Here is a 22715-nt window from a genome sequence, read left to right as displayed (position 1 = left end):
GCTCTGAACAAACATTTACTGCATGGAGCTTTAAAGGCTACTGCTAAAACGCTTGCCGTGTTTAATTCTTTGCCCGGTTGGCAGTTGCCAAATTGGGTGGAATTGATCGCTGGAGAACACTTTCACCAGCATCATGGCCCCGAGGTCGGACCTTCCTTAGATACTATTTCAAACCTTGTCGTGTAGGCTTTACTTTTAAGGAAGTTGAAGCTAAAGGGCAGTTTTGTAACTTGAAGCTCTCCCGGTTTAATACTCAAATCATTTACTTCTCCTGCCTTAGTACCTTTTCTTCATCAAGTGCCTCCTTTGTAGCAGCACCCTGTACAGCACAGCAAAACCATAGAGGTTAGCAATGTTGACATTGCTGTCTTTGCTGAACTGGATCTTAACAGGCAGGAGGGTTTATATCAAAGGTTCCTCTCATAAATTCCGTCACTTCTTCCTTTTTGCTTCCGACCCCATGAGCGAAAATGGATACTGTTCCGGATTCAAGGCGGGCAGGGCATAAACCCCTCCAGGAGGAGGGCGGGGTGGTCTGCCCGGAAAACAGCCAGAGGATCATTCAGAACATAGGGAGGAAGGTTCTCCGACCCAAGTGTGACTGCCTCGTTGACCTGTTATACTACATATAAGATATAAGAGAAAACCATCAACTGTATTTGGTCGATTCAACCCATATATGACGGTTTTCGTCACAATTTTTTCCGTTTTGGGGCCTCCTTTCGAAAATTGTAGATCAAATAACAGCGAGCAGCCCCTTCAGGGAAAACAAAAGGAGTGAAAGGTTGACCATCTGCAAAAAGTTTCCCTTTCCCTTTGATTCTACAGGAGGTACTATCTCGGTTTTGCAAGGGCAGATTCAGAATCTTCAGATTAGGAAAGAACTTATTATCTCAATAGTACAATAAATATCATGAAAAGAAAACATGTTTTGAGCAGGCTTAAACACGGATTGTAACTACTAACAGGATTACTGCTTGTTATTTCTTCCGCCGCACAGGAAGCAAAGAAGAGGCAATGGCCATTGAACAATAAGGACCTTGAAAAGGAAGTGAGGCATGTGCTCCAAGAGACCGGAACACCGGCAGCGGGTATTGCCATCATGAAAGACGGAGAGATTGTCTACTCAAAGGGACTTGGGCTTGCCAACATAGAGAAAGGAGTTGCTGCCACTGAAGAGACCATGTTCCGGATAGGTTCTGTATCGAAGCTGTTCGTTGGCCTGGCGGTGCTGAAGCTTCAGGAAGAGGGTAAGCTTCAACTCCGTGACAAGTTATCTGAGCTTGCACCCGAGATCGAGTACGAGAATCCCTGGGAACAAACGCACCCCATCCGAATCGAGCACCTGCTCTCTCACACCACCGGTTGGGACGACGTTCACCGGGCGGAGTACCTGCACAACGACCCTACTCCAGCCACCCTGAAAGAAGGGCTCGACTTTCACCCGCACTCACGAGTCTCCCGCTGGGTACCTGGCACCAGGATGGCCTATTCCAACTCCGGCCCGGCGGTCGCGGCATACGTAGTTCAAAAAATAACAGGAATGCCTTTTGAAGACTATGTAGTAGAGAACTTTTTCACCCCAATGGGTATGGAAACGATCACGTATTTCCCGTCAGAGGATTATAAACGCTTAGGAGCCACCCTGTATGAAGATCAAAAACCTGTGAATTATTGGAACATCATCATGAGGCCTTCCGGTGCCCTCAATGCTTCTCCGCGTGACATGGCAAAGCTGCTTCTTTTCTTCGCAAACAGAGGCGAGACAGGGGGGCGACAGCTTGTCTCTCCTGCTTCGCTTGAACGTATGGAAACTCCTGCCAACACCTTGGGTGCCAAAGCAGGCCTTGACTTAGGGTACGGTCTAACCAACTACACCCTCACTTTTGAAGATCATGTCTTCCAGGGACATGGAGGGTCTGTGAATGGTGGGAAGTCCCTTTTTGTGTACCTCCCTAAACATGGGTCAGGTTATTCGATTTCCATCAACAGTTCGGACACAGAAACATTGAAGAAGCTGTCCGACTTAGCCAAGCATTATGTACTGGAGGGGGTTTCTTCTCCTGAAAGGAAAACAGCCCCAAAAAAGCACCAGCAGGCATTGCCTGTCTCAGGCTTTTTCTATACCGCCAGCCTTCGGGAGGGGGAGTGGGGTTTTATGGAGCCTCTGTTCAGCAGGAAGGTGTGGACAGAGCGGGATACGCTATTCATCCAACAGGATCCCCTGTTTGGTGGCGGAGAGGTGGAAAAGTACGTTGCTGTGAATGACCACCTTTACGAGGACCCTGAGTCAGGCCTAGTCAGGGTGGCAAGAGTTGAGGATCCACTTGCCGGAACCGCGCTGGAGTTAGCACCTACAGATATGGGAAATATTACCTTTGCCTCTGTCTCGACCTTTATGTTTTACCTCAGTTGGACCATCTTAGCGCTTTGGTTGCTATTCGCCATGAGGGCTTTTCTCTTAGCTCCGGTCTGGGGCATCCGTTATGGTTTGGGAAAAATTCCCGGTGGGGCGAACATCCGTATCCGGCTCTGGCCCTTACTTAGTGTAGCTTTCTTTTTTGTCTCCCTGCTTACCTATGCCTACGGTTCTGACTTTGAAGAACAGCTTGTGCGGCCTTCGTTGTTATCTATCACGATCATGGTGAGTTCCATCGCATTTGCGCTGACCGCTGCCTGGGCTCTTTTCATAGTTATACAGCACCGGAAGCAGGGGTTAAGCAAGTGGGTCTATTGGCCAGCTGCCCTTTTCAGTGTCGTGAACTTTATGGTTGCCTGCTTTTTTACTTAGCACGGATATGTCGGCATGAGGACCTGGGTCTAGAGAGGCGGCTTTTTTATCTCCGGGCAAAATGCTTTCACGGCTTTATACCCGAATTCTCTTGATGCCACGGGCAATCTTGATAATTCACTAGTCTACAGGCGCGACCTGCGCGAAAACCACTGGAAGTAAATGGCGCAGTCCACAGAGGCGGTGAAGTAACGGGAGGCCATGAACATATCTTACCTGGTGGGCGGCCTTGCCCCGCTGTCTCTGAGAAAAAGTGCCATCCTAGACACCGCCCCTAACCATGATGCGGGAAGGTTGCCCAGAGGTATGAAACCGAGTCAAGTTCCAAGACAATGGACCCGCTGCCAGTGGCGGAAGTGATGTTACCGTTATGAAAGCCTCTTCTTGAAAGCCAATGCCAGCGGCCCCTTTGTTTATTTGTCCCAGATTTCCCGGCTTTCATCACATTTATTTTTGATCCACTACAGAACATCAAACTTTGTATCAACTAACCATGGGTTATGCATTCTCTTATTGCATTTGGTATCGACTGGTCTTAGCTACAGCTCGGAAAACAGTTATAAGAGAGAGGCTACATGTAGGAGGCAAAAGCTTTAAAATGAACAACTATTTACTAAAGAGACATTAGATTTCAATGAGTTACAACAGAGTAATGTTAACAATCTTTGCCTTACTGGCAAGCCTCACAAACACAACTTTTCCTGGCTACGCACAAAAAACAGGAGCGGGAAATACCGGTTCGGCTATTCATGCCCTCGAAAGGGAAATCCGGAACATCCTTGAAGACACCGGAACCCCAGCAGCCGGCGTCGCAATATATCAAAAGGGTAATCCTTTGTATGCAAAAGGATTCGGACTTGCCAATGTAGAGAAAGGAGTTGTTGCCACTGAAGAGACCATGTTCCGGATAGGTTCTGTATCGAAGCTGTTCGTTGGCCTGGCGGTGCTGAAGCTTCAGGAAGAGGGTAAGCTTCAACTCCGTGACAAGTTATCTGTGCTTGCACCCGAGATCGAGTACAAGAATCCCTGGGAACAAACGCACCCCATCCGAATCGAGCACCTGCTCTCTCACACCACCGGTTGGGACGACATTCACTTGGCGGAGTACCTGCACAATGATCCTACTCCAGCCACCCTGAAAGAAGGGCTCGACTTTCACCCGCACTCACGAGTCTCCCGCTGGGTGCCTGGCACCAGGATGGCCTATTCCAACTCCGGCCCGGCTGTCGCTGCGTATGTCGTTCAAAAAGTCACGGGACAACCTTTTGAAGACTATGTAGCAGAGAACTTTTTCAAACCAATGGGTATGGAAACGATCACGTATTTCCCGTCAGAGGGTTATAAACGCTTGGGAGCCACCCTGTATGAACGCGGGCGCCCAGTGGATTACTGGCACGTTATTACCCGCCCAACGGGTTCTATTAACGCATCTCCCAAAGACATGGGGAAACTCATCTCTTTCTTTCTAAACAGAGGGAAAGCAGGTAGTACGCAACTGCTGTCACCAAGTTCGATAAAGCGGATGGAAACTCCCACCAACACATTGGGCGCAAAAGCAGGTCTGGAGTTAGGCTACGGCTTAGCTAATTACACAAGGGAATACAAGGGGCATGTGTTCCATGGTCACGGCGGGTCGTTAAACGGTGGTAAGGCATTATTCTCCTACCTTCCTGAGCAGGAAGTGGGTTTCTTTGTTTCGATCAACACTTCTCAAACGGAAACCTTAAATAGACTAACAGAAGCCATACAGAAGTATTTGCTAAAAGACGTTCCCCCGCCTGCGGTAGCGTCTCTCCCTACACGAGTACAGCTAAAAAAACCGATCTCGGGGTTCTATTACATTATTAATCCACGTGAAGAAATGTGGACTTTCATCTACCCCCTGTTCAGTCAGAAAATATGGACGGTTGGAAACTCTTTCCTGATAGACAGAACCGGGCTCTTTGGAAATGATGAGGATGAAAGGTATGTCTCTGTTGATGACAAACTTCTAATGAATCCAGAGTCAGGGCTAATAGAGGTCGCCGTTGTGGATGATCCTATCCAGGGCAGAGGATTAGAGGTAGCAGCAGAAGATGGGGAGCCAGGTAATCTCAGTTTTGCATCCATCTCTCCTTTTCGCTTTTATCTGCTCTGGGCAATTATGTTACTTTGGCTAGTTTTGATACTTTGGTCTGTTTTGTCATTTCCTGTGTGGAGTATTCGCTATGCTTTTGGTAAATTGAAGGGAGGGAGAAACATTTGGATGCGTTTTTGGTCCTTCATGAGTATTCTGTTTCTTATCGCAGTGATTGCCATTACCACGACAGGCTTCCCCGAGGATAGTTTCGGCAGGCCAACGATATTATCAGTAACATTGACCGCTTGTACCATAGCCTATGCGTTGACAGGTGCTCTTGCTCTTTATCATGTATTCTTCGCTTTCTTTGAAGGGAAGGTTAGGAAAGGGGTGCTGTGGCCAGCCGCCATGTTCAGTGTCCTGAATTTCCTGGTTATCCTGTTTTTTATGTGGCATGGTGTCATCGGTATAAGAACGTGGGCCTAAAAACGTGGACTCAGTAGTGTTTCCTTCCTTCAGCCCCGCTGTCCATTGCTATACCAATTTATAGGATAGTTGACATCGTTTGAAGGTCTGAATCTTATTTAAGTGCTTCATTAAATATCTTTAAAGAGGGAAATGATGGAAGAGAGGCTGGTTGAAGTCAAAACGCCGACCTTTTCGGGGCAAGCTTTTTAAATTGTGGCAGTCCCATCCTAGAATAGGTTGACAATAAAAAAGCAGTAGATGTCAACACATTCACTTACAAGAAAGAAGCGGAGCCAATGCGACTACACCCTTGCTTTTAAACTGCAGGTAGTGTCAGCCGTCGAGCGGGGTGAGTTCAGCTATAAGCAAGCCCAGAAGAAGTACGGGATCCAGGGCAGGAGCACGGTTTTGGTGTGGCTGAGAAAACATGGTACCTTAGACTGGAAACACCCTAAAGTCCATCAGGTAGAACAAAGCCGCGAACAAAGAATCAAAGAACTGGAGCAGCAGTTAGCCAGCACCCAAAAGAAGCTGCAGGATGCAGAGCTGAAGGCCAGGCTCCTAGATATTATTATTGAGGTAGCTGAAGGGGAGCTGGGGCTCGAGATCAGAAAAAAGCCTTCACCCAAGCAGTCGAAAAGTTCAGAAAGAAAGAAGAAGTGCGCCTTTCTGCAGCCTGCAGGCTGTTTGGGTACTCAAGGCAAGCCTACTATAAGCGCAAGCAGATGAGCAGGCGCTATGAAGCTGTGCACGCTCAGGTTGTGGGCCTGGTGCAGGGCTACAGGATCAAGATGCCCCGGCTAGGGACGCGCAAGCTGTAGCACCTTTTAGAGGAGGAATTTGCAACCTATGAGCTTAAAATAGGCAGAGACAAGCTTTTCTCTATTCTCAGGGCCAACCACCTGGCCTTCTTGCAAAGGCAGGTATACAGCCCAGTATGACCGAGAATTATGACCCACACCAGAACGCGGTGGCCTAGCGGGCCAACGGCATCCTCAAAGACGAGTTCGCCCCGGAGCGGGGCTTTGCCCACCACCTATAAGCGGTGGCGGTGATCCGGGAGTCGGTGGCATCTACAACAGCCTCAGTCCCACCTCTCGTGCCGCGACCAAATACCGGAGAAAATGCACCAGCAGCAGAAGATGGTGCTGAAAAAGTGGAAAAGAAACCTCCAAAGCTCAAGCTTTGGAGGTTTCAATATTAAAGTTATTTTCGTCCAAAAAACGTCAACTTATTTCAGGACGAGACAGTTAGTATAGTAGCTTGTTGACCGAAGGATGGAGTTATCGAACCATTTCCACAGGGACTTGGCTACTTTGTTAAAGTTTCTGCTGGTCTAAACATGCTCTACAACAGATCATAAGATGTCAGCATTGGAGTAGTCATGACAAATTTTTATAATGACGGAGCTCATTGTCAAGTTGGAATACAGTATTAGTTAAGCTTTTTATTTATTGGCCCGGTCTAATTCATCCAAGTTTGTATTTTGTTTCTTCATATCAAACTTACCACCTTTGTTAAACCTGTATCTAATCTGTACACGCACACTTTGGCTACCTCTGTATTGGTCGAAAGAGTTTATGTTGCCACTGTCACTAAATTCACCTTTCAAGATGCGCGACCGGAAAATATCTGCCAAGTTAAGGCTTGCTTCCAATTTCTCGTTTAGGAAAATGCGCTTTATTCCAACATCCACCCATCCGAAAGGCTGTACTTTGTACACCCCATAAGCCATGGGTCCCTGGTAAGCTGCGTTTAGCTCCATCTTTACCCTTACCGGTAGCTGTATAGTATGGTTAGATTGTAGCAAGTAGTATAGCTGGGTGTTGTTTACGGGACTCCCATTAATATCTACATTAAAGTGCTGGTAAGACACATTCAGCACATTGTTCATTTCCCATGCTGGTAAGACATGCACAGGAGCAACAAAAGTGGCGGAAAGGTTCTTGAAACTTTGTATGTTTCGCTTCTGAAACAGAGTGGTGGTGTCTTCATTGTTCTGCTCCGGGATTTCTGCGATGTAGTCTTTTGTATTGGAATAGCCTAACGAAATATTGTAGCTAGATTTAAAAGTATGCACCATCTGAAACGAATCGGTGTATTGTGGTTTCAGGTTCGGGTTACCTTTTGCCAGCGTGTAAGGATCTAGGAAAAAAATGAATGGGTTCAGGTCATCATAGCGTGGTCTGTTTATCCTGCGGCTGTACTGGTAGCTTATTTGATACGCGTCACTGACGTGCTGCTGCAGGAATAGGCTTGGAAACAGGTCTAAATAAGTCCGGGATGTGCGCTCTGCGAGTGTTAAGGAACTACCTCTGCTGAAAGTCTGCTCTGCACGCAGACCGGCTTGCATGCTCCATGTTTTGTTTATTTTACCGCTTATATTCAGGTATGTGGCAAGAATGTCCTCTTTGTACACGAAGTGATTACTTCGACTATTATCAGGAATACGGCCACCGTCCAACTCTCCAAAGAACTGGAGGTCGTTGTCTGAAACAACATGGCTTACCTTTGTTCCCAGTTCTAGCTTGTAGGCGCCTCGGAGTGGCTTCACTAAGTCTGCTTTGGCAGAGTAAATATCATAGATAACGGGGTTTTCGCTTCCCAGAATCTCTCTTCTTATCAAGCTTCCACCATCAAACTGCCTGTGGTTGTTGATGAACTGCATGTCTGTATCATTAGTAAGTTTCACGTAATCCAAGTCAGCGGAAACGGTAGTTCCTATTGTGTCTAGCTTTCCGAAATAGTGGAAGTTGATTGTAGCACTGCTAAAATCGCTGTTTAAATTGTTTGTGCTCGTGATGAGCAGATTATCGTCGCTGTTACCAAAGAGGAGATTGGATCTTGTCAGGAAAGAGTTTTCTTCCTGCGCTGCTATAAGATTAACTACAGCACCAATGCTATGTCCGGCGTTCAGGTCATAGTAGCCGCCAATACGGAGGGATGGCGTAAGTCGAAAACCTTCCTCCCGTCCGGTCTGATTGAATCTAAACTCCGCTGTTGGGTCACTAAATACCCGAGAAATTACGTTCTCCCTCAGATTAGGGCGGCGCGCCATGTCAAGCGTAGCAAAAGATGAAAATTTACCCCTTCTGATGTTAAGGTTCCCTCCGGCAGCGTAGCCTGATAACTCATTGTACTGGTACCCAGCATAGAGGCTACCGTTAAGGCCGCTAGTGGAATTCTTTTTCAGGTTAATGTTAATGATACCCGATGTGCCTTCAGCGTCATACTTGGCTGATGGATTGGTGATGATCTCAAGGTCTTTGATGTTATCTGCTGGCATCGACTGCAATATCGCACGCAAATCTTTTGCAGAGAGATACGTCAGCTTGCCGTCCAGCATCAGTTGTGCGCCTCCTTTTCCATTTAGCCGGATGTTTCCTTCTTGATCTATAAACACTCCGGGGGCTTTGGACAGCACTTCAAAGGCAGTGGTACCTGCAGCGAGTGACGTGCCTTCCACGTTCACCACCATTTTATCAGCATGCTGCACGATAGGAGGCCTGAAAGCCTGTACACTTACCTCCTTAAGTAGCTGTGTATCTTCTGTAAGAACAATGGAGCCAAAAGATTTGGAGAAAGCAGGGCCGCTTACTGCAAACGGCGCAGATAGCCAGCTTGAATAACCCAAGGCGCTAACCCGTAGGGTATAACTGCCAGCTTTGGGTGAGGGTATGGTGAAGTTTCCCTCCACGTCTGCTACCATGCCCGCTACAAATGCTGAGTCTGCAGCTTGCAGCAACACCACATTGGCAAATCCTACAGGGGCGTTACGCTCATTCTTTATGCTGCCTGATAGTGTGCCGCTAGTTTGTGAATAGGCCTCTAGTGCATATCCGCATAGGAGAAGCATTGCCAGTAAGAAACATATCTTTTTCATATCCATCCGTACTTAAAGAGTTGATCATAAATGGGACGATACAAAATTGGTGAGATCGTAGCGGCTTATAAACCTTTATCTTATGAGTAAGGGCATTTGCTTAATGAATGAGGATAAATTGGCAATGACTGAGAGTCATCTTTGTAAGGATTGCTGTGTTGCCGTTGCTGTCTAACATATGTCCTTCAGAAGGACCTGGCATAGCGGGTGGATACCGGAGAGTTATTCCCTTTACGAAGCCACACATAATAGGGCCATTAGCTATGACTTTAGAAAGTAGCTATCATACATCATCATGTTTAGAAGAGTATATATAGCAGCTCTGACTGCAATCGCATTGTTTTACACGGTTGTCTTCATCCAAGTTGGGAGCATCTGGTTCTTTGAGTTGGAGGCTATGAAAGAACTGTTGATGTTCTTTGTGTTTCTTGTGGCAACCTTCTGGACACACGAGAAAATAGCCTCTTACTTCAGTACAAGCCCCGTAGCTAGTCTTTCACCAAAGGCCCGTGCTTTGCTGGAGGGTATAGTGGTTGTTCTACTGAGTGCTGTCTATAGTGTCATTCTTATCCTCATACCGCAGTACCTGTTTATCCCTACTATTGATTTCACCCCAAGAGGTATCAGGTTAAACTTAGTTGCTACCGCTTTTATAGCACTCTTCTTCTACTATTTTGTGGAGCGAGAGCGATGGAAGAGTAAACTACAGGAAGAACTTCTCAGGTCAGAGCAACTGCAGAAGGAAAGCTACAAGGCCCAATTTGAATCACTTAAAAGCCAGATAGACCCTCATTTCCTCTTCAATAGCCTGAATATCCTTGGGGCTCTGATTTACAAGGAACCCGGTAAGGCGGTGCAGTTTTTAAGGCAGCTATCTAAAGTATACAGGATCGTGCTGGATAGTAATAAAGAGCAAACAGTACCTTTGCGCACCGAGTTAGAACTCGTGCAGGCGTATGCTTTTCTGCTTCAGACGCGCTTTGGCCATAACCTTCATATTCAGATAGATGTACCTCCAGAAATGAAAGACTATGAACTGCCGCCAACAGCGTTGCAGATGCTGGTGGAGAATGCTATAAAGCATAATGGTTATAATTCAGAGGCACCGCTTACTATTAAAATTTATGCAATGGGGCAAAACCTGATCGTGGCTAATAATCTGCAGCCAAGGCTTGAGAAGCAAAGCTCCTCAAAAGTAGGACTTCAGAATATCATTAACAGGTATAATTACCTTACAGATAAGCAGGTGGAGATAAGCCAAACTACGAATGAGTTCATTGTAAAGCTACCATTACTAAAGGAGTATAAGGTATGAACATATTGATTATTGAGGATGAGGAGTTAGCTGCTGATGTTCTTACCGACATCATCGAAGGCCTCCGTCCGGAGGCAAAGATTTTGAACTCTCTCAGTTCTGTAAGAGAAGCTGTAAGATGGCTAGAGCTAAACCAGGAACCTGATCTTATTTTTTGCGACATTCATCTCTCTGATGGTAACAGCTTTGAGATTTTCAGAAAAGTAGATGTAAAGTGTCCGGTAATTTTCACGACAGCCTATGACCAGTATGCCATTGATGCCTTTAAAGTTAACAGCATTGATTATCTGCTTAAACCGATAATGGAGGAAGAAGTGGCTCAGGCACTTAAGAAGTACGAGTCTCTGCAAAGCCGCAGTACAGACAATGGCTATGGAAACTTACAAGACTTAATACAACAGTCTCTACCAAAGCAGCTAGGTAGCCGTACCAGGTTTTTGGTTAAGCAGGGGCAAACGATGATTACGGTAACTACGGAGGAAGTTGCCTTTTTCCAAGCCGAAGAAGGCGTTGTCTTCCTCTTTACGTTTGAAGGGAAGCGATACATTATTAACCACACGCTGGATCAGCTAGAGGAGCAGCTTGATACTACTAAGTTTTTTCGGGTAAACCGGCAGTTTATCGTAAACATAGAGGTTGTGCAGGAAATAGCTCCCTACTTCAAAGGAAGGCTTTCTCTAAAACTTAAACCTCCCTTTGAACTGGAACAAGTGGTAAGTACCTACAGAGCTACTGCATTTAAACAGTGGCTTGATTCGTAAAAGGGCTTTTTTTCTTGCTTGTGCCTTTTGTCTTCAGACTCTCTAACTTATCTAGTAAAGCTGATGTTGTGCTGAAGTAGAATTGTATATGCAGAAAATCAGGAATTGCAAATGCATGGTGAGTGAGCAATTTATCGAAACTGATAAGCCGCTCCGCATCAGATGGAGCGGCTTTTACTTTTATAGCAGGTTTTTAAATGGTCCTATCACCGTAGTTAGACTAGGTGCATTGACCATGGGGAATGAGAGATGGAGCGGCAGGTAAGTCAGCAGTACTATACCGTAAAAAAGGAAACTCCATTCCCCCTTACCTTTTCTCTAAGAGTCTGGACAGTACTTAGGGCTATCGAGGTGGATAAGCAGGTGTAAGACAAAAGGCAAGACGAGGGAGAAAGAAGGTCGCTTACTTTAACCATTCATGCTATGGAACAGATGACAAGACAGTGCGTGGGCATCGACATCGCCAAAAAGGACTTCACCGCCTGCGTTTGCAAACTCTCTCCCCAGTCTGGCCTGTGCTTATCCCAGGTGGCAACCTTTGACAACAGCACCAGGGGCTTCAACCAGCTGCTCAAGTGGTCGCGCAGGCAGACAGACACCTCGCCGGTAAGCTTTGTGATGGAGGCCACGGGTGTTTACTATGAGCCCCTGGCACATCACCTGCACAAGCTGAAACAGTCAGTCTCGGTTGTGCTCCTCTGGCAAGGTCAAGCACTTCGGCAAGAGCCTCAACGTCAAAAGCAAAACAGACAGTATCGACGCCCGTATCATCGCCCAGTTGGGGGCGGAGCGCCAGTTATCTGCCTGGCAACCTCCAGCCCCTGTTTTCAAAGCGTTGCGGGAGCTAACCAGGCACTGCACGGACCTCAAGAAAGAGCGGACCGTGCTGCTCAACAGACTCAGCGCCCTGCTTTCTGCACATGAGCCCCTGGCATTCGTTGTAAAATCTCACAAGCAGGTGATAAAGAAGTTTGATGCCGAGATAGCCAAATGCGAGGCCCAGGTAAAGGCCGTGCTCCAACAGGAGGAATGGCTGCAGGAGAAAGTAAACAAGCTTCTCTCCATTAAAGGAATGGGGCTTATGAGCCTAGCCATTGTGCTGGCGGAGACCCAGGGCTTTGCCCTCATTAACAACGCCAAGCAACTCACCAGCTACGCCGGCTTCGATGTGGTGGAAAGGGAGTCGGGCACCAGTGTCAGGGGCAAGACCAGGATATCCAAGAAAGGTAATGGCAGGATCAGGGCAGCCCTTTACTTTCCGGCCCTGGTGGCTAGCCGGCACAACGTGGCCCTGCGGGCGGTTTACCAGCGCATCAACGCCGGCAAAGAAAGCAAGATGGTGGGCGTGGTGAGCCTGCAGCGCAAGCTGCTGCTGCTCGTCTACTCGATGTGGAAAAATGACACGCTCTTCCAGGAAACCCCTTCCGGAGATCAGGAGAGAAAGCCTCTCCTTCGTCACAAAGACGATGTCTTTGAAAACAAAGTAGGCAGACCAACAGGCCTGCCTACACTGGATGAGCTTCCGTCCGATCTCTCGAGTGAAGCCCTCCTTCGTCATGATAATTTACGAATAATTCCTCCTAAGTTTACTTGATTTTAAAACAGTACCTTTTTTACTGTGGTAGACCAAAGGATCGAATTATCGAACCTTATCCACAGGGATTTGGCTGCTGTTAATAATTATCTACAGGTAGGAGAGTGACAATAAAGATCCTCTTTTAAAACACCAAGTAATTCACTCTTCATCAAGAAAGCTGTTATTGGCTTCACAATAGATTACAAGTTATAGCCTGTAGTACCCTATAACAGTAATACTACTCGTTAATACTTCCTAAAAACATATCATATTCATTTATTTTCAAAGCTTTAATTTTGCCTGCTTCAGCTTAAATCAACATGCGAAACCACACTACACTCCTCCTTGTCGACGATGAAAATAACCTGCGCCAGGTGCTGGCCCGTGTGCTGGAACTGGAAGGCTACCAGGTGCTGCAGGCGAAGAATGCCCGTGAAGGCTTTGAGCTGCTGGAGAACCATGCCGAGGAGGTGGAGGTGGTGCTTAGCGACGTAAAGCTGCCCGCCGACCACGGCCTGAACATCCTGCGTAAGGTAAAGGAGAAGTACCCGCTGCCGGACTTCAGTGGGTTCTTAACGGCTGGTAGTGTTTAAAAACGTGCATTTGTAGCGTGTATGGCGGCATGTTTATAGAGCTTCATCATTGTCAACAGCTTTTAATGGAATTTTTGCCACCTATTCTGCCACTATACTTTTTGGCAGATTCTTAAAGGATGAAACACTAACTACATACAATGAATTTCACATCTGACATTAATACCTTTTTTGTCAAACCTGAAGGTACTTCTACCTAATTTAGGAAGAGAGCAATAACTGTCTTTTCCGTAGTGGAAGAAGCTTGACAAGCCATTAATTTACAATTCTAGTCGAAAAATATGTTATTGGTTGTCAATATATAGTTACGAATTAACTATCATAATCATATAACGGAAATTGAGTTATTAGGTATTTTATCTTTGGTGTATTGAAGCGTGTTCGAAGAAAAGATTAGGTTCCTAGATAATACAAAAGAGGACCTATTTACCACTACAGCAGCTGAAGACATTTGTGTTCTTGCATGGCGGCAAATATCCTATTTGTATTTGGGTCAAGTGTTAAAGAAACAGAGGTGGCGGGATTTGCAATAGCTGTAGCAACTTCAAATAGTAGATTTTGCTTGTTTATAAATATCCATAAGTTATTTATTAATATTAAAACATTATTTATATTATAAGTGTATAATATACAAAATCTGCATTGATATATAGGGGTTAGGCATTTCAATTTTTAATTAAGAGGCTTGTAGAACTAACTAAATCTTAGTCCTTTTCAAAAAGCAACTTCAACCAGACAATTTTTTTAATTCTCTAATCTATTCGAACTTAAACTTAGCAATGAAATATGGGAAAGGATAAAACTTCTAATAAGGTTAAAATAAACAGTTCTGAAACAAAACTAAATGATGTGATAGAACTACGGGATGAAAAGGAAGTAACTAATAAAGAATCAAAGATTCATGTTCTAGGAGAGGGCATCATTTGCGATACAGAAGCTCGGGGACATGCTACACCTCAAGGTAGATCTCCAATTAAAATTGTTTTAGAAGCATCAGAAGGATTTATTCCTCTATGGGCAAAAGATACAATCATAAGATGGCGTTTTCGCGAGCGCTCTCTGAGCAGTATCAAAAATCCTGAAGAGGCTAAGGAAGAGTTCCGTGACTTGTTTGGGGAGGCACTGTTAGCTTGGGGCGATGCAGCACCTGTAAAATTTACTGAAGATAATGATGTTTGGGATTTTGAAGTTGTAATGAGAAGCGCCGATGAATGTACTCCTCTAGGTTGTGCTTTGGCCAGCGCTTTCTTCCCCGATTCTGGCCGTCATGAGTTTGTGTTGTATCCTAAATTATTTACACAAAGCCGAAAAGAACAGATTGAAACTATTATTCATGAAGTCGGTCATGTCTTTGGGCTTCGGCATTTTTTTGCAAATGTTAGTGAGACCCGATGGAAGAGTGAAATCTTCGGAACACATAATAAATTCTCCATCATGAATTATGGTAAACTGAGCGAACTAACTGAAGACGACAAGAAAGATCTAAAACAACTTTACCAATTAGCCTGGAGCGGAGCCTTGACAGAAATTAATGGGACGCCTATACGATTCATGAAGCCTTTCCACATCTTCGCTTTTTCTTCAAAAGAAGTAGTTGCAATCGTTTAATATAGATTTAGGGTTAAAAGTATGAGTTTTTAACATACATATGAGAAGAGCTAAATATAATATTGTATGAGCGACCTAAATTATCTATACAAAGGCTTTCTCGGAGATGAGCCAGCAAATAGTATTGACAATTTGCAGGAAGTCTTTAATGAACATATATTCCCATTCATCAAGCACTGGTGGGATCCCGCTGGGCCCATACCTTCAAAAGGTGAAATTCAGCAGTTAGCTTCATTGATAGAAAAAAATGCTGAGCAACATCCGTTGCCAGAGTTATATAAGCATTTACCGGAATTTTTAAAAAAAATCTCCGCTGCCATACGCTTTAACAGAAATAACTTTGTAAATATCCATCCAAGCCCTTTTATTCCCGCCAACCTGGCATCGTTTATCACTTCTGTTCAAAATCCTAATAATATAGTACAGGAGGTTTCTGAGGCAACATGGATAATGGAAAGGGAATCTATTGATTGGATGGCAAAAAATCTGTTCGGCTTGGAACAGTCCGTCGAGCACTGGGGTAATGTCGTATCAGGCGGTACCGTTGCTAACATGACAGCGTTGCTTATAGCTAGAGATTATACCTATGATAAGTTGAACAGGCCTAGGCCCAGATCGATAGGGGCAAGAGGATTGATAGGTTATGAGCCTGGAGTCGTCATTGGGACTACCGCTACTCACTATTCAGTAAAAAAAGCATTATGGTTTTTGGGGGTAGGCAGTGAGAACTTAGTTACTATACCAGTAGCCATGGACGAAAAATCAAAATTGGCTGCTTTCAAAGAAGAACGATTTATAAAAGGGATACAGGATAAACATTGGAAAGCAAGAATAGGTGATGCCATAGAATTGGATAACAAGCAGAGAGGCAAAGAATTGGATGAGTTTTACAACGGCGAAAACGAACCGTTCAGTTTGCAACCACTTAATTCAGAACTGCTGAAAACTGTTTACTCGTGCTTCCAGTTCAATATCCCGCTTATTGGGTGTGTTCTAACACTTGGCACGACAGACACCGGCACACTAGAGAAACTGGATGATAGTGTAATAAAGCTTCTAAAAGAAGAAGATATCTTTTTTCATGCCGATGCCGCCTCAGGTGGTTTCAGTATGGTGTTGGATGATATAAAGAATCAGGTTAATAACCTCTCTTTGTTTGATTCATTTACTATTGATGCGCATAAAATGGGCTTGATGCATTATCCATGTGGAGCAGTGTTGTTCAGGGACAAAGGTTTTAGGGAGCAAATCAGGCATGAAGCACCTTATTTAGGGGAGCTTGCGCCCACACTAGAGGGCTCCCGACCAGGCACCAACAGCGCTGCATTGTGGATGGCAACTAAAACTATAGATGTTGCAGGTTACCAATTACTCATCAAAAACCTGCTTTTGTTTACAAACAGATTAAAAAATAATTTTAATAAAAGTAATTTCCAAGTGTTGCACAAGGTGCAATTGAATGCCATTGCAGTTGCTCCCAAATTGAAGGCAAATGAGACTAGATTAGAGATGAATAAGATGGTTGAATTAGTACGCACTAATATCTTAAATCAGGGGAAATTCATGATCAACTTGGATAAAGGCGTTGCAAGCATCAAGGTGAGAAATGTGCCTTCAGATGAAAGATCTGAACTTGTAGATATTTTTGCTTTAAGAATAGTAATCACTAACCCGTTAGTGCAGATGAAGGACGCGGAAGAGCTAGTTACCCAGTTGGAAGAATCGTTGGAAAGGGTACGGGGCGGATCTAAAACATTTATAAATGAGCTGGCGATATTGACTGAGCAAACAAAAACATGGTCGTTATGAAGTATAACAAGACTGAGTGTCCTATTATTGGTCATAAGTATGAAGTTGATTTTGGCAACGTTGTCTACCATCTGCACTTTATCGATGACAAGCAAATGCACTATAAAGCAGTTGGTAATGCACAGGAAGAAGGTACAGTAAAAGTACAAAGAACAATGTTAAGACATAATCTGTACTTAGTTTCTTGGCAGGAAAGCGATAAAACCACTGTCACGCATGTTCAGGATTTTCAAAATATGGTCATTTACTCCAATATTACTACTTCAGAGAATGATTTTATTTATACCCGTGGGAATCTTAAAGCTTTAATCAACAATTAAAATAAAGTGAATGAGCAATGAGCTTGAGAGACTAAGAGAAGATGCTTGGAACCTGTTATCAACTCCTACTTCCAACTTACTGGGTAATTACCTGCAGAAACATTCATCAATAGCAAGGTTAGCTACAGTAGGAGAAGCAGAAGAAATCCAACAGGAACCTAAGATTTTAAGATTTTCCATTTTTAATCATTTACATCTTAGGGAAGCGGAAAAGATCTGGAACCTGTTCTTCGAAATAGCAGACAGATCAAATACCACAACTGAAGCTATCAAGGCTGTTCGAGACACATATCTTGAATTGTTGGACACGAAAAACCCCGAGCTATTATATCATTCGCTGATGGTGTTCATTGCCCATCACCCTGTAGGTCGTGTCTTATCTGTTCCATCAATTTTAGTGCGTGATCCGGGTAAAGTTGTTCCTTCCAAACCGTTAGGCGCTACTTTGAATACTGCCAGTGGCAGACCTAATATTTTGGCAGCATTGATAGAAGATGAAGATCACAATCAAGAAACTCTTTTAAACTGGTTCAGAGAGGATCCTTTAGCCAATGAACATCATCAGCACTGGCATGTGGTGTATCCTGCCTTTGGTTTAAGAGGTGGCATTAAAGATCGACAGGGAGAGCTCTTTATTTACATGCACCAACAAATGCTTGCTCGATACGATGCCGAGAGAATTGCAGTTGGCATTGAAAGGGTTCTCGCGCATTCAGATTATAATGCGTCGATAGCATATGGATACAATCCCGGCGCAATACTTACCAATTCAGCTGAAATAAACATCACACCTTTCTTTACTGTTACGCGTTTTACTCCACGAAAGCCTGGTCCGATGTTTAAGAACTTTGATGATGAAACTTTAAAGGAAAAAGTAGCAGCATTCAATAATCTGAAAGAGAAGTTTGTTGATGGAGTAAAGAAGGGAAGGCTGAAAAAAGGTAAGAAGGAAATAGCAATTTCACCACATTTATTAGGGTCTACACTAGAGCCTAGCCTTGATTCAACAGATGAAGAATATTATGAAACAAAAGTGCCCACTCAATTTGGGTTACATGGAACAGGGCATCTAATTGTTGCTTTTTCAGAAAACCCTACTGTTCCTGATATGGAGCGAACTGAAATGGGCGTCATGGGTGACCCTGCTACAGCCATAAGGGACCCGTTCTTTTGGGCATGGCATAAGCACATAGATGATTTTTCTTTCAACTGGCAGCAAACTCAGAAGAAACACGATTTTTCAGACTATCCTAATGTCTTAATCAGGAAAGGCATAGATGAAGTTGGTGATGCGTGGTCACCCGACATCATTTTATCTACTTTCTCCGCTCTCCGCAATATCCCTGGCCTTACGACAGAGAAAGGCACGTTAAATTCTGAAGTCCTGAAGCGTTTAGCCGCGCAGGCATTTGGAGGAAATAACTGGAATGGTGATTTCACCAAAGCTAGCAGTTTACAATACCAATATGCCGAAAATAAAAAAGCTGCGTTTTTCGAAACTGTAGATGAATTAAAAACTTGGATGGAGAAAGGGAAAATTCGCTTTCTGAGCAGGTCTGAGTCAGACCCCAAATCTAGCGAATACGCCGAGTTCGAATATGAATACCTTAATCATGAAGAGTTCTTTTATTTTGTCAGAATACAAAACCAATTCAATTACATACAAAAAGTAACGGTAAGAATATTTTTGGTACCCGCTTCTGAAGAAGAAGATAGGCGGGCATGGATTGAAATGGATAAGTTTGTTCATGAATTACAAGCGAATGAAAGAGCAGTTGTTGTCCGAAAGGCGGAAGACTCATCTGTCATAAGGAAGCCGGCAATTAAAAATCCTGATACAGACAATGTTAATTATAAGCCTAGGGATATCAATCTTACCGACCCCGAATTGTTTATAAAAATGGCTGCCGACGTGAAGTATAATGAAGAAGGAAATATTGCTCAATACAAAGAGTTTTTAGACTCTAATTTTTCACAAAGCACTAAAGTACTTGCTGATTTTGCTGACTACAATGAGCCCACACCAAACGTGAATAGGGAAATGGAAGCAGTAAAGCTTGCTAAAGAAGCGGCAGAAGCATGCATTTCAAATATTACGCAGTTCAAAATTAATTTAAAAATTTATGAAGAAGCGTTATTTAAAGTGCTAAAGGCTGTTCAAAGCTTCATTTACAATAAGTCGTACTGCGAATGTGGTTGGCCTTACAACCTCTTACTACCTCGTGGTACAACAGATGGCATGAAATTTAAGTTAATGGTAATGATTACTGATTGGCAGAAGGATATTGTTGGCGAAGAAGACTGCTGTGGATCAATGAGCTATTGTGGCGCAAAAGATCGATATCCTGATGTGCGTCCAATGGGCTATCCCTTTGATCGCGCCTTTGAAGGCAGCATCAAGAATTTAATAGCTCTACAGCCAAACATGGCATGTAGGTCCATCACCATAAAATTGAATAATGATGGAATACAAAGTTAACTTGATTTGGTCAGACAGTGCAGCTTGTAATGAATTAAGATTAGTACTAAGAAATGCACTTACCCGAATAAAGGTTTTACCCTGCTGGCAAGAGCAATCAATGAGCAGAGTCGGAGGTGGAATTATTACCGTTAATGAACATATTATTTGTTCTATAAATAACTCACCAGGAATCTCAGATGAAGAACTAGCGGAGCGAATTGTAAGCTATCATAAATATCCAAAGTTTAGGAAGGCACCTAAAATAACATCATCTGTGTTTATGGCATGTGTAATTGCCTTGTTTCCTAAATGTCCGTTTTGTTTTGCTGCGTACATTGGCGTTTTAGGAATTGCAGGACTTGAAGCAGTTCCTTATTTTAAATGGATAGTTTATTTTTCTATTTTCATGCAGATCGTTCTGTTTGGGCTGTTCTTTTACAGGGCACACAAATCCAAAAACTATTTACCCATTTATTTTATAATTCCTGGTTGTTTAGCGTTGTTACTGGGCAAATTTTTTATTAATTCCGTTATGTTGATAGCCATAGGTTTGCTACTTCTTATAGTAGCATCCATTTTAAATGTTAGGCTCTTGCCTTTATATGTTAAACGAGGATTAGCTTCTCGTAAAAGCCGGGGCAAAATCAGAGAGATTGTTTGAGAAGTGTATAGCTTTAGTTCATCTTAAACATAAGCGGGAAGATTTGCTTTATAGTATGAGTACTTACATGATTAAACCTAATGACTGCCATAAAAGTGTCTATTTTGTTAGTTATAACTCCTCAGGTATCGTTTTGTGATCCACAGATTCTGTTTTCTATTAGCTTCTGAATAGAGGTGGCTTCTGTGCAAATTAGTGCTAAAGTACATCTAATTTACCGGTCACATAACCAGTTAAAGCATCAGGATCCCAAGCACAAAATTTGAGGTAAACAGTCCAACTTATTTTGGGATCAATAGCTTGATCTAGTTCGCCGGTTGGATCTTTGATTTCAGCGACACTACTAAGTTCAACTTGATAACTCATGTATGCATCAAAGAATGCGTATGCATTCTTTGAATTTAAAAAACTTACCCGTCGTTTTATAATTTCATAGTCTAAGGGATTTAAAGTAGATGTCAAATCTTCGGACAACAATCTCGCCCGATCAGCGAAATATTCTGTAGGCTCTAAGACCCCGGTCGCTTCTCTTATGAACTGCGGGTCCGCATTAAATTCTTTTGCCTGTAATCCTTTAAATGGAAAATCTGTATATAAAGACTCATGAGGGCATGTGCGGCTGATATGCAATCTGTTTTTGGTTATTTCGAGAATAAAAGGTACGATTGGTTCCTTGCCATCTTCAGCCACGATGCCATTGTCGCCCTTGAAGATAGGATCTCCCGCCAAATTTACTTTGGCACCTATAAGATGATGATTAGTTATTTTTTCTCCATTTTTTACAACCTGTTGAACAAAAACTCCAATTTCAGGACAATGACTTCTCTGCAGTACAGGAGGGTGAAAGCGAATAATCCGATCGAGATCTGGTTCACCTGGATATACCTTTATCATTCCACTAATCCCTCTTGTTTCATCCGCAGGATCAGGATCTGTTGCCAGTCTGCACTGAAACCAACCAGAAAAATGAATTTCTATCATTGTTTAAGCGGTAATACTTTTTAAATTGATCATAGTTCCTGCAAGATTCTCTCTCAGTTTTCCCATACGGTTAAGTACAGGGTGCTCATTCCGAAATTGTAGGATGTCATCCACATCCTCAATATGGTGCTGAATACGCTCTAGCAAAATTTTCCAGCGGCTACTGGTCTTCCCTAATAAACCAAGGGGACCATATATTTCGAATCCAGGTCCAGACATGCCATCTTCAACTGATTCTGATACTGGCATTTCAGTTAGTATTTCAGCTAATGGGCGGATAAGGGCGCTCATTAGTCTTCTGGACGAATCCCTGAGCATTTCTCGTTGATGTTGGTTTTCGTCCCCATAACTGTAATACTGGATTAACATCATCAGCATGGTTGAGTATGTAGTATTGAATAACTCAGCGACTTTACGTGAGATTTTGTTTGTTATGAGTGTAATTGCACCGTTTATATCTCTATGCTCCCTAGTTTGTGGGTTTATAACAATTTGTCTGGCTGGTTCGAAGTCAGGATCTTTGGCCTTCTCCGCTAGGAGCGCTTCTCTTATTTTTAAGAATTTATCGTAGTGAGAATCTTTCCTATTGTTTGTTGTACCTTCACCCTCTTCAACAATTTCTTTAATAGCTTTTAGAGCTGTTTCTCTGTTAGTTACAGCATGCATTGATAGTCGAAGTGTCCAGCGATCAATATCTTGGTGATTATGAGAACCTATAAAGAGTAAGCTTTCTGGTATAGCTTTAAAGCCCTCAGCAATACGATTGTAAAGCTCTCCTATATGATTGTAAATCAAAGGGTCTGGAGCAAAAGCAGCCGTTGTTTTTATAGATTCATTTAAGTTTACTTCTTTAGGAGGTGGAGGAGGAGTGACGCCTTGAGGAAGTTCAAAAATAATGAAGCGATAAAGGGTAAAATCATTGAATTTTTCTAATTGAAAATCGAAGGGATAATACTTTTTTAAAGGCTGTGGAAAATTTGGCCGCTCAAACCTTGGAGCCCCTCCTATTGCTGATAATAAATTACAAACATTTGCAAGGTGATACATTTCCTGATGCGCAACAGAAAGAATGGTTTTTTCCCAATCTTCAATCATTAACTGTTGTGTCAAACTAATTCCTTCATCTGGTCGCCGTTTTAGGGAAAAGGCAGCGAATAGATATTGGATTAGCAATCCATGTTCTAGTTCTGCTGCCTCAGCAAGGGCATTAAGAAGTTCTTCGCGAGTATTAATCATAATTAGGAGCTCAATCACTAAACTTGTTATAATTATAGGATAATTGACGAGTAGGAAAAAACTAGTTTTACTTTTAATTTGGCAATGCTTTATAGTAGTAGCCTTACTAATTTTTTTAAAAAATGTTATATTGGATACTTTAATATTTTTATTAATTGTAGTGAGAGGGAGTAGAGACGGGAAAGATCAAGCA

General features: G+C 43.3%; 16 protein-coding genes and 1 pseudogene. 14 read left to right on the top strand and 3 right to left on the bottom strand.

The window, feature by feature from the left end; translation table 11 throughout:
* From CHB92_RS26015 to CHB92_RS11800, 4 genes are all read left to right on the top strand, one after another.
* The coding region (locus CHB92_RS26015) for a hypothetical protein (RefSeq protein WP_218824253.1) at nucleotides 1-186 on the top strand (186 nt) is incomplete at its 5' end.
* Between the two features lie 865 nt (nucleotides 187-1051).
* Nucleotides 1052-2791 (top strand): serine hydrolase domain-containing protein, encoded by a 1740-nt coding sequence (locus CHB92_RS11810; protein WP_258179037.1) that lies wholly within the window; start codon nucleotides 1052-1054, stop codon nucleotides 2789-2791.
* Between the two features lie 652 nt (nucleotides 2792-3443).
* Entirely contained in the window at nucleotides 3444-5336 is a 1893-nt protein-coding gene (locus CHB92_RS11805; protein WP_179223021.1) for a serine hydrolase domain-containing protein, read from the top strand.
* A 240-nt stretch (nucleotides 5337-5576) separates the two neighbouring features.
* A complete protein-coding gene (locus CHB92_RS11800) occupies nucleotides 5577-6047 on the top strand; it encodes a helix-turn-helix domain-containing protein (RefSeq protein ID WP_089319410.1) in 471 nt (156 codons plus the stop codon).
* A gap of 718 nt (nucleotides 6048-6765) precedes the next feature.
* On the opposite strand, the gene CHB92_RS11795 is transcribed toward CHB92_RS11800, so the two are convergent.
* Complete coding sequence (locus CHB92_RS11795) at nucleotides 6766-9201, bottom strand: outer membrane beta-barrel protein (RefSeq protein WP_089319426.1); 2436 nt, start codon at nucleotides 9199-9201, stop codon at nucleotides 6766-6768.
* A gap of 295 nt (nucleotides 9202-9496) precedes the next feature.
* Between CHB92_RS11795 and CHB92_RS11790 the strand changes: the two genes are divergently transcribed.
* The 10 genes and pseudogenes from CHB92_RS11790 (at nucleotide 9497) to CHB92_RS11745 (ending at nucleotide 20305) form a co-directional block, all read left to right on the top strand.
* Nucleotides 9497-10516 carry a sensor histidine kinase gene (locus CHB92_RS11790; RefSeq protein ID WP_089319409.1) on the top strand — a complete coding sequence of 340 codons (1020 nt, stop codon included), beginning with the start codon at nucleotides 9497-9499 and terminating at the stop codon, nucleotides 10514-10516.
* Nucleotides 10513-11277, top strand: a complete 765-nt coding sequence (locus CHB92_RS11785; protein ID WP_089319408.1) for a LytR/AlgR family response regulator transcription factor — start codon at nucleotides 10513-10515, stop codon at nucleotides 11275-11277. The genes CHB92_RS11790 and CHB92_RS11785 overlap by 4 nt, the downstream gene beginning before the upstream one ends.
* A 423-nt stretch (nucleotides 11278-11700) precedes the next feature.
* Nucleotides 11701-11940, top strand: a pseudogene (locus CHB92_RS26450) (IS110 family transposase); the annotation flags it as partial.
* 25 nt (nucleotides 11941-11965) lie between these two features.
* Nucleotides 11966-12871 (top strand): transposase, encoded by a 906-nt coding sequence (locus CHB92_RS11775; protein ID WP_089319406.1) that lies wholly within the window; start codon nucleotides 11966-11968, stop codon nucleotides 12869-12871.
* A gap of 302 nt (nucleotides 12872-13173) precedes the next feature.
* Complete coding sequence (locus tag CHB92_RS11770) at nucleotides 13174-13446, top strand: response regulator (RefSeq protein ID WP_089319405.1); 273 nt, start codon at nucleotides 13174-13176, stop codon at nucleotides 13444-13446.
* A gap of 786 nt (nucleotides 13447-14232) precedes the next feature.
* Nucleotides 14233-15054, top strand: a complete 822-nt coding sequence (locus tag CHB92_RS11765) for a matrixin family metalloprotease (RefSeq protein WP_144266306.1) — start codon at nucleotides 14233-14235, stop codon at nucleotides 15052-15054.
* Between the two features lie 66 nt (nucleotides 15055-15120).
* Nucleotides 15121-16863, top strand: coding sequence for a pyridoxal phosphate-dependent decarboxylase family protein (locus CHB92_RS11760; RefSeq protein WP_089319404.1), 1743 nt, complete (start codon nucleotides 15121-15123; stop codon nucleotides 16861-16863).
* Complete coding sequence (locus tag CHB92_RS11755; RefSeq protein WP_089319403.1) at nucleotides 16860-17183, top strand: MoaF-related domain-containing protein; 324 nt, start codon at nucleotides 16860-16862, stop codon at nucleotides 17181-17183. The genes CHB92_RS11760 and CHB92_RS11755 overlap by 4 nt, the downstream gene beginning before the upstream one ends.
* Before the next feature lie 10 nt (nucleotides 17184-17193).
* Nucleotides 17194-19662 (top strand): tyrosinase family protein, encoded by a 2469-nt coding sequence (locus CHB92_RS11750; RefSeq protein WP_089319402.1) that lies wholly within the window; start codon nucleotides 17194-17196, stop codon nucleotides 19660-19662.
* A complete protein-coding gene (locus CHB92_RS11745) occupies nucleotides 19643-20305 on the top strand; it encodes a hypothetical protein (RefSeq protein ID WP_089319401.1) in 663 nt (220 codons plus the stop codon). Before CHB92_RS11750 ends, CHB92_RS11745 begins: the two co-directional genes overlap by 20 nt.
* Before the next feature lie 198 nt (nucleotides 20306-20503).
* Here the strand turns inward: CHB92_RS11745 and CHB92_RS11740 are convergent, their stop codons facing one another.
* Both CHB92_RS11740 and CHB92_RS11735 read right to left on the bottom strand, forming a co-directional pair.
* Nucleotides 20504-21286 (bottom strand): hypothetical protein, encoded by a 783-nt coding sequence (locus CHB92_RS11740; protein ID WP_089319400.1) that lies wholly within the window; start codon nucleotides 21284-21286, stop codon nucleotides 20504-20506.
* Nucleotides 21287-21289: 3 nt separating this feature from the next.
* Complete coding sequence (locus CHB92_RS11735; RefSeq protein WP_089319399.1) at nucleotides 21290-22522, bottom strand: ferritin-like domain-containing protein; 1233 nt, start codon at nucleotides 22520-22522, stop codon at nucleotides 21290-21292.
* Nucleotides 22523-22715: the final 193 nt, after the last annotated feature.

Origin of the sequence: Pontibacter ummariensis, assembly GCF_900188175.1 — a bacterium.
Taxonomy (GTDB): Bacteria; Bacteroidota; Bacteroidia; order Cytophagales; family Hymenobacteraceae; genus Pontibacter; species Pontibacter ummariensis.
The sequence above is the reverse complement of the archived record's forward strand: the minus strand, read 5'-3'. Positions and strand labels throughout refer to the sequence as shown.

Bases quoted from the DNA above. Each gene is read 5' to 3' on its own strand.
- CHB92_RS11785 (WP_089319408.1), top strand. From the start codon at position 10,513: ATGAACATATTGATTATTGAGGATGAGGAGTTAGCTGCTGATGTTCTT.
- CHB92_RS11765 (WP_144266306.1), top strand. From the start codon at position 14,233: ATGGGAAAGGATAAAACTTCTAATAAGGTTAAAATAAACAGTTCTGAA.
- CHB92_RS11795 (WP_089319426.1), bottom strand. From the start codon at position 9,201: ATGAAAAAGATATGTTTCTTACTGGCAATGCTTCTCCTATGCGGATAT.
- CHB92_RS11755 (WP_089319403.1), top strand. From the start codon at position 16,860: ATGAAGTATAACAAGACTGAGTGTCCTATTATTGGTCATAAGTATGAA.
- CHB92_RS11745 (WP_089319401.1), top strand. From the start codon at position 19,643: ATGATGGAATACAAAGTTAACTTGATTTGGTCAGACAGTGCAGCTTGT.
- CHB92_RS11740 (WP_089319400.1), bottom strand. From the start codon at position 21,286: ATGATAGAAATTCATTTTTCTGGTTGGTTTCAGTGCAGACTGGCAACA.
- CHB92_RS11790 (WP_089319409.1), top strand. From the start codon at position 9,497: ATGTTTAGAAGAGTATATATAGCAGCTCTGACTGCAATCGCATTGTTT.
- CHB92_RS11760 (WP_089319404.1), top strand. From the start codon at position 15,121: ATGAGCGACCTAAATTATCTATACAAAGGCTTTCTCGGAGATGAGCCA.
- CHB92_RS11770 (WP_089319405.1), top strand. From the start codon at position 13,174: ATGCGAAACCACACTACACTCCTCCTTGTCGACGATGAAAATAACCTG.
- CHB92_RS11800 (WP_089319410.1), top strand. From the start codon at position 5,577: ATGTCAACACATTCACTTACAAGAAAGAAGCGGAGCCAATGCGACTAC.
- CHB92_RS11805 (WP_179223021.1), top strand. From the start codon at position 3,444: ATGTTAACAATCTTTGCCTTACTGGCAAGCCTCACAAACACAACTTTT.
- CHB92_RS11735 (WP_089319399.1), bottom strand. From the start codon at position 22,522: ATGATTAATACTCGCGAAGAACTTCTTAATGCCCTTGCTGAGGCAGCA.
- CHB92_RS11750 (WP_089319402.1), top strand. From the start codon at position 17,194: ATGAGCAATGAGCTTGAGAGACTAAGAGAAGATGCTTGGAACCTGTTA.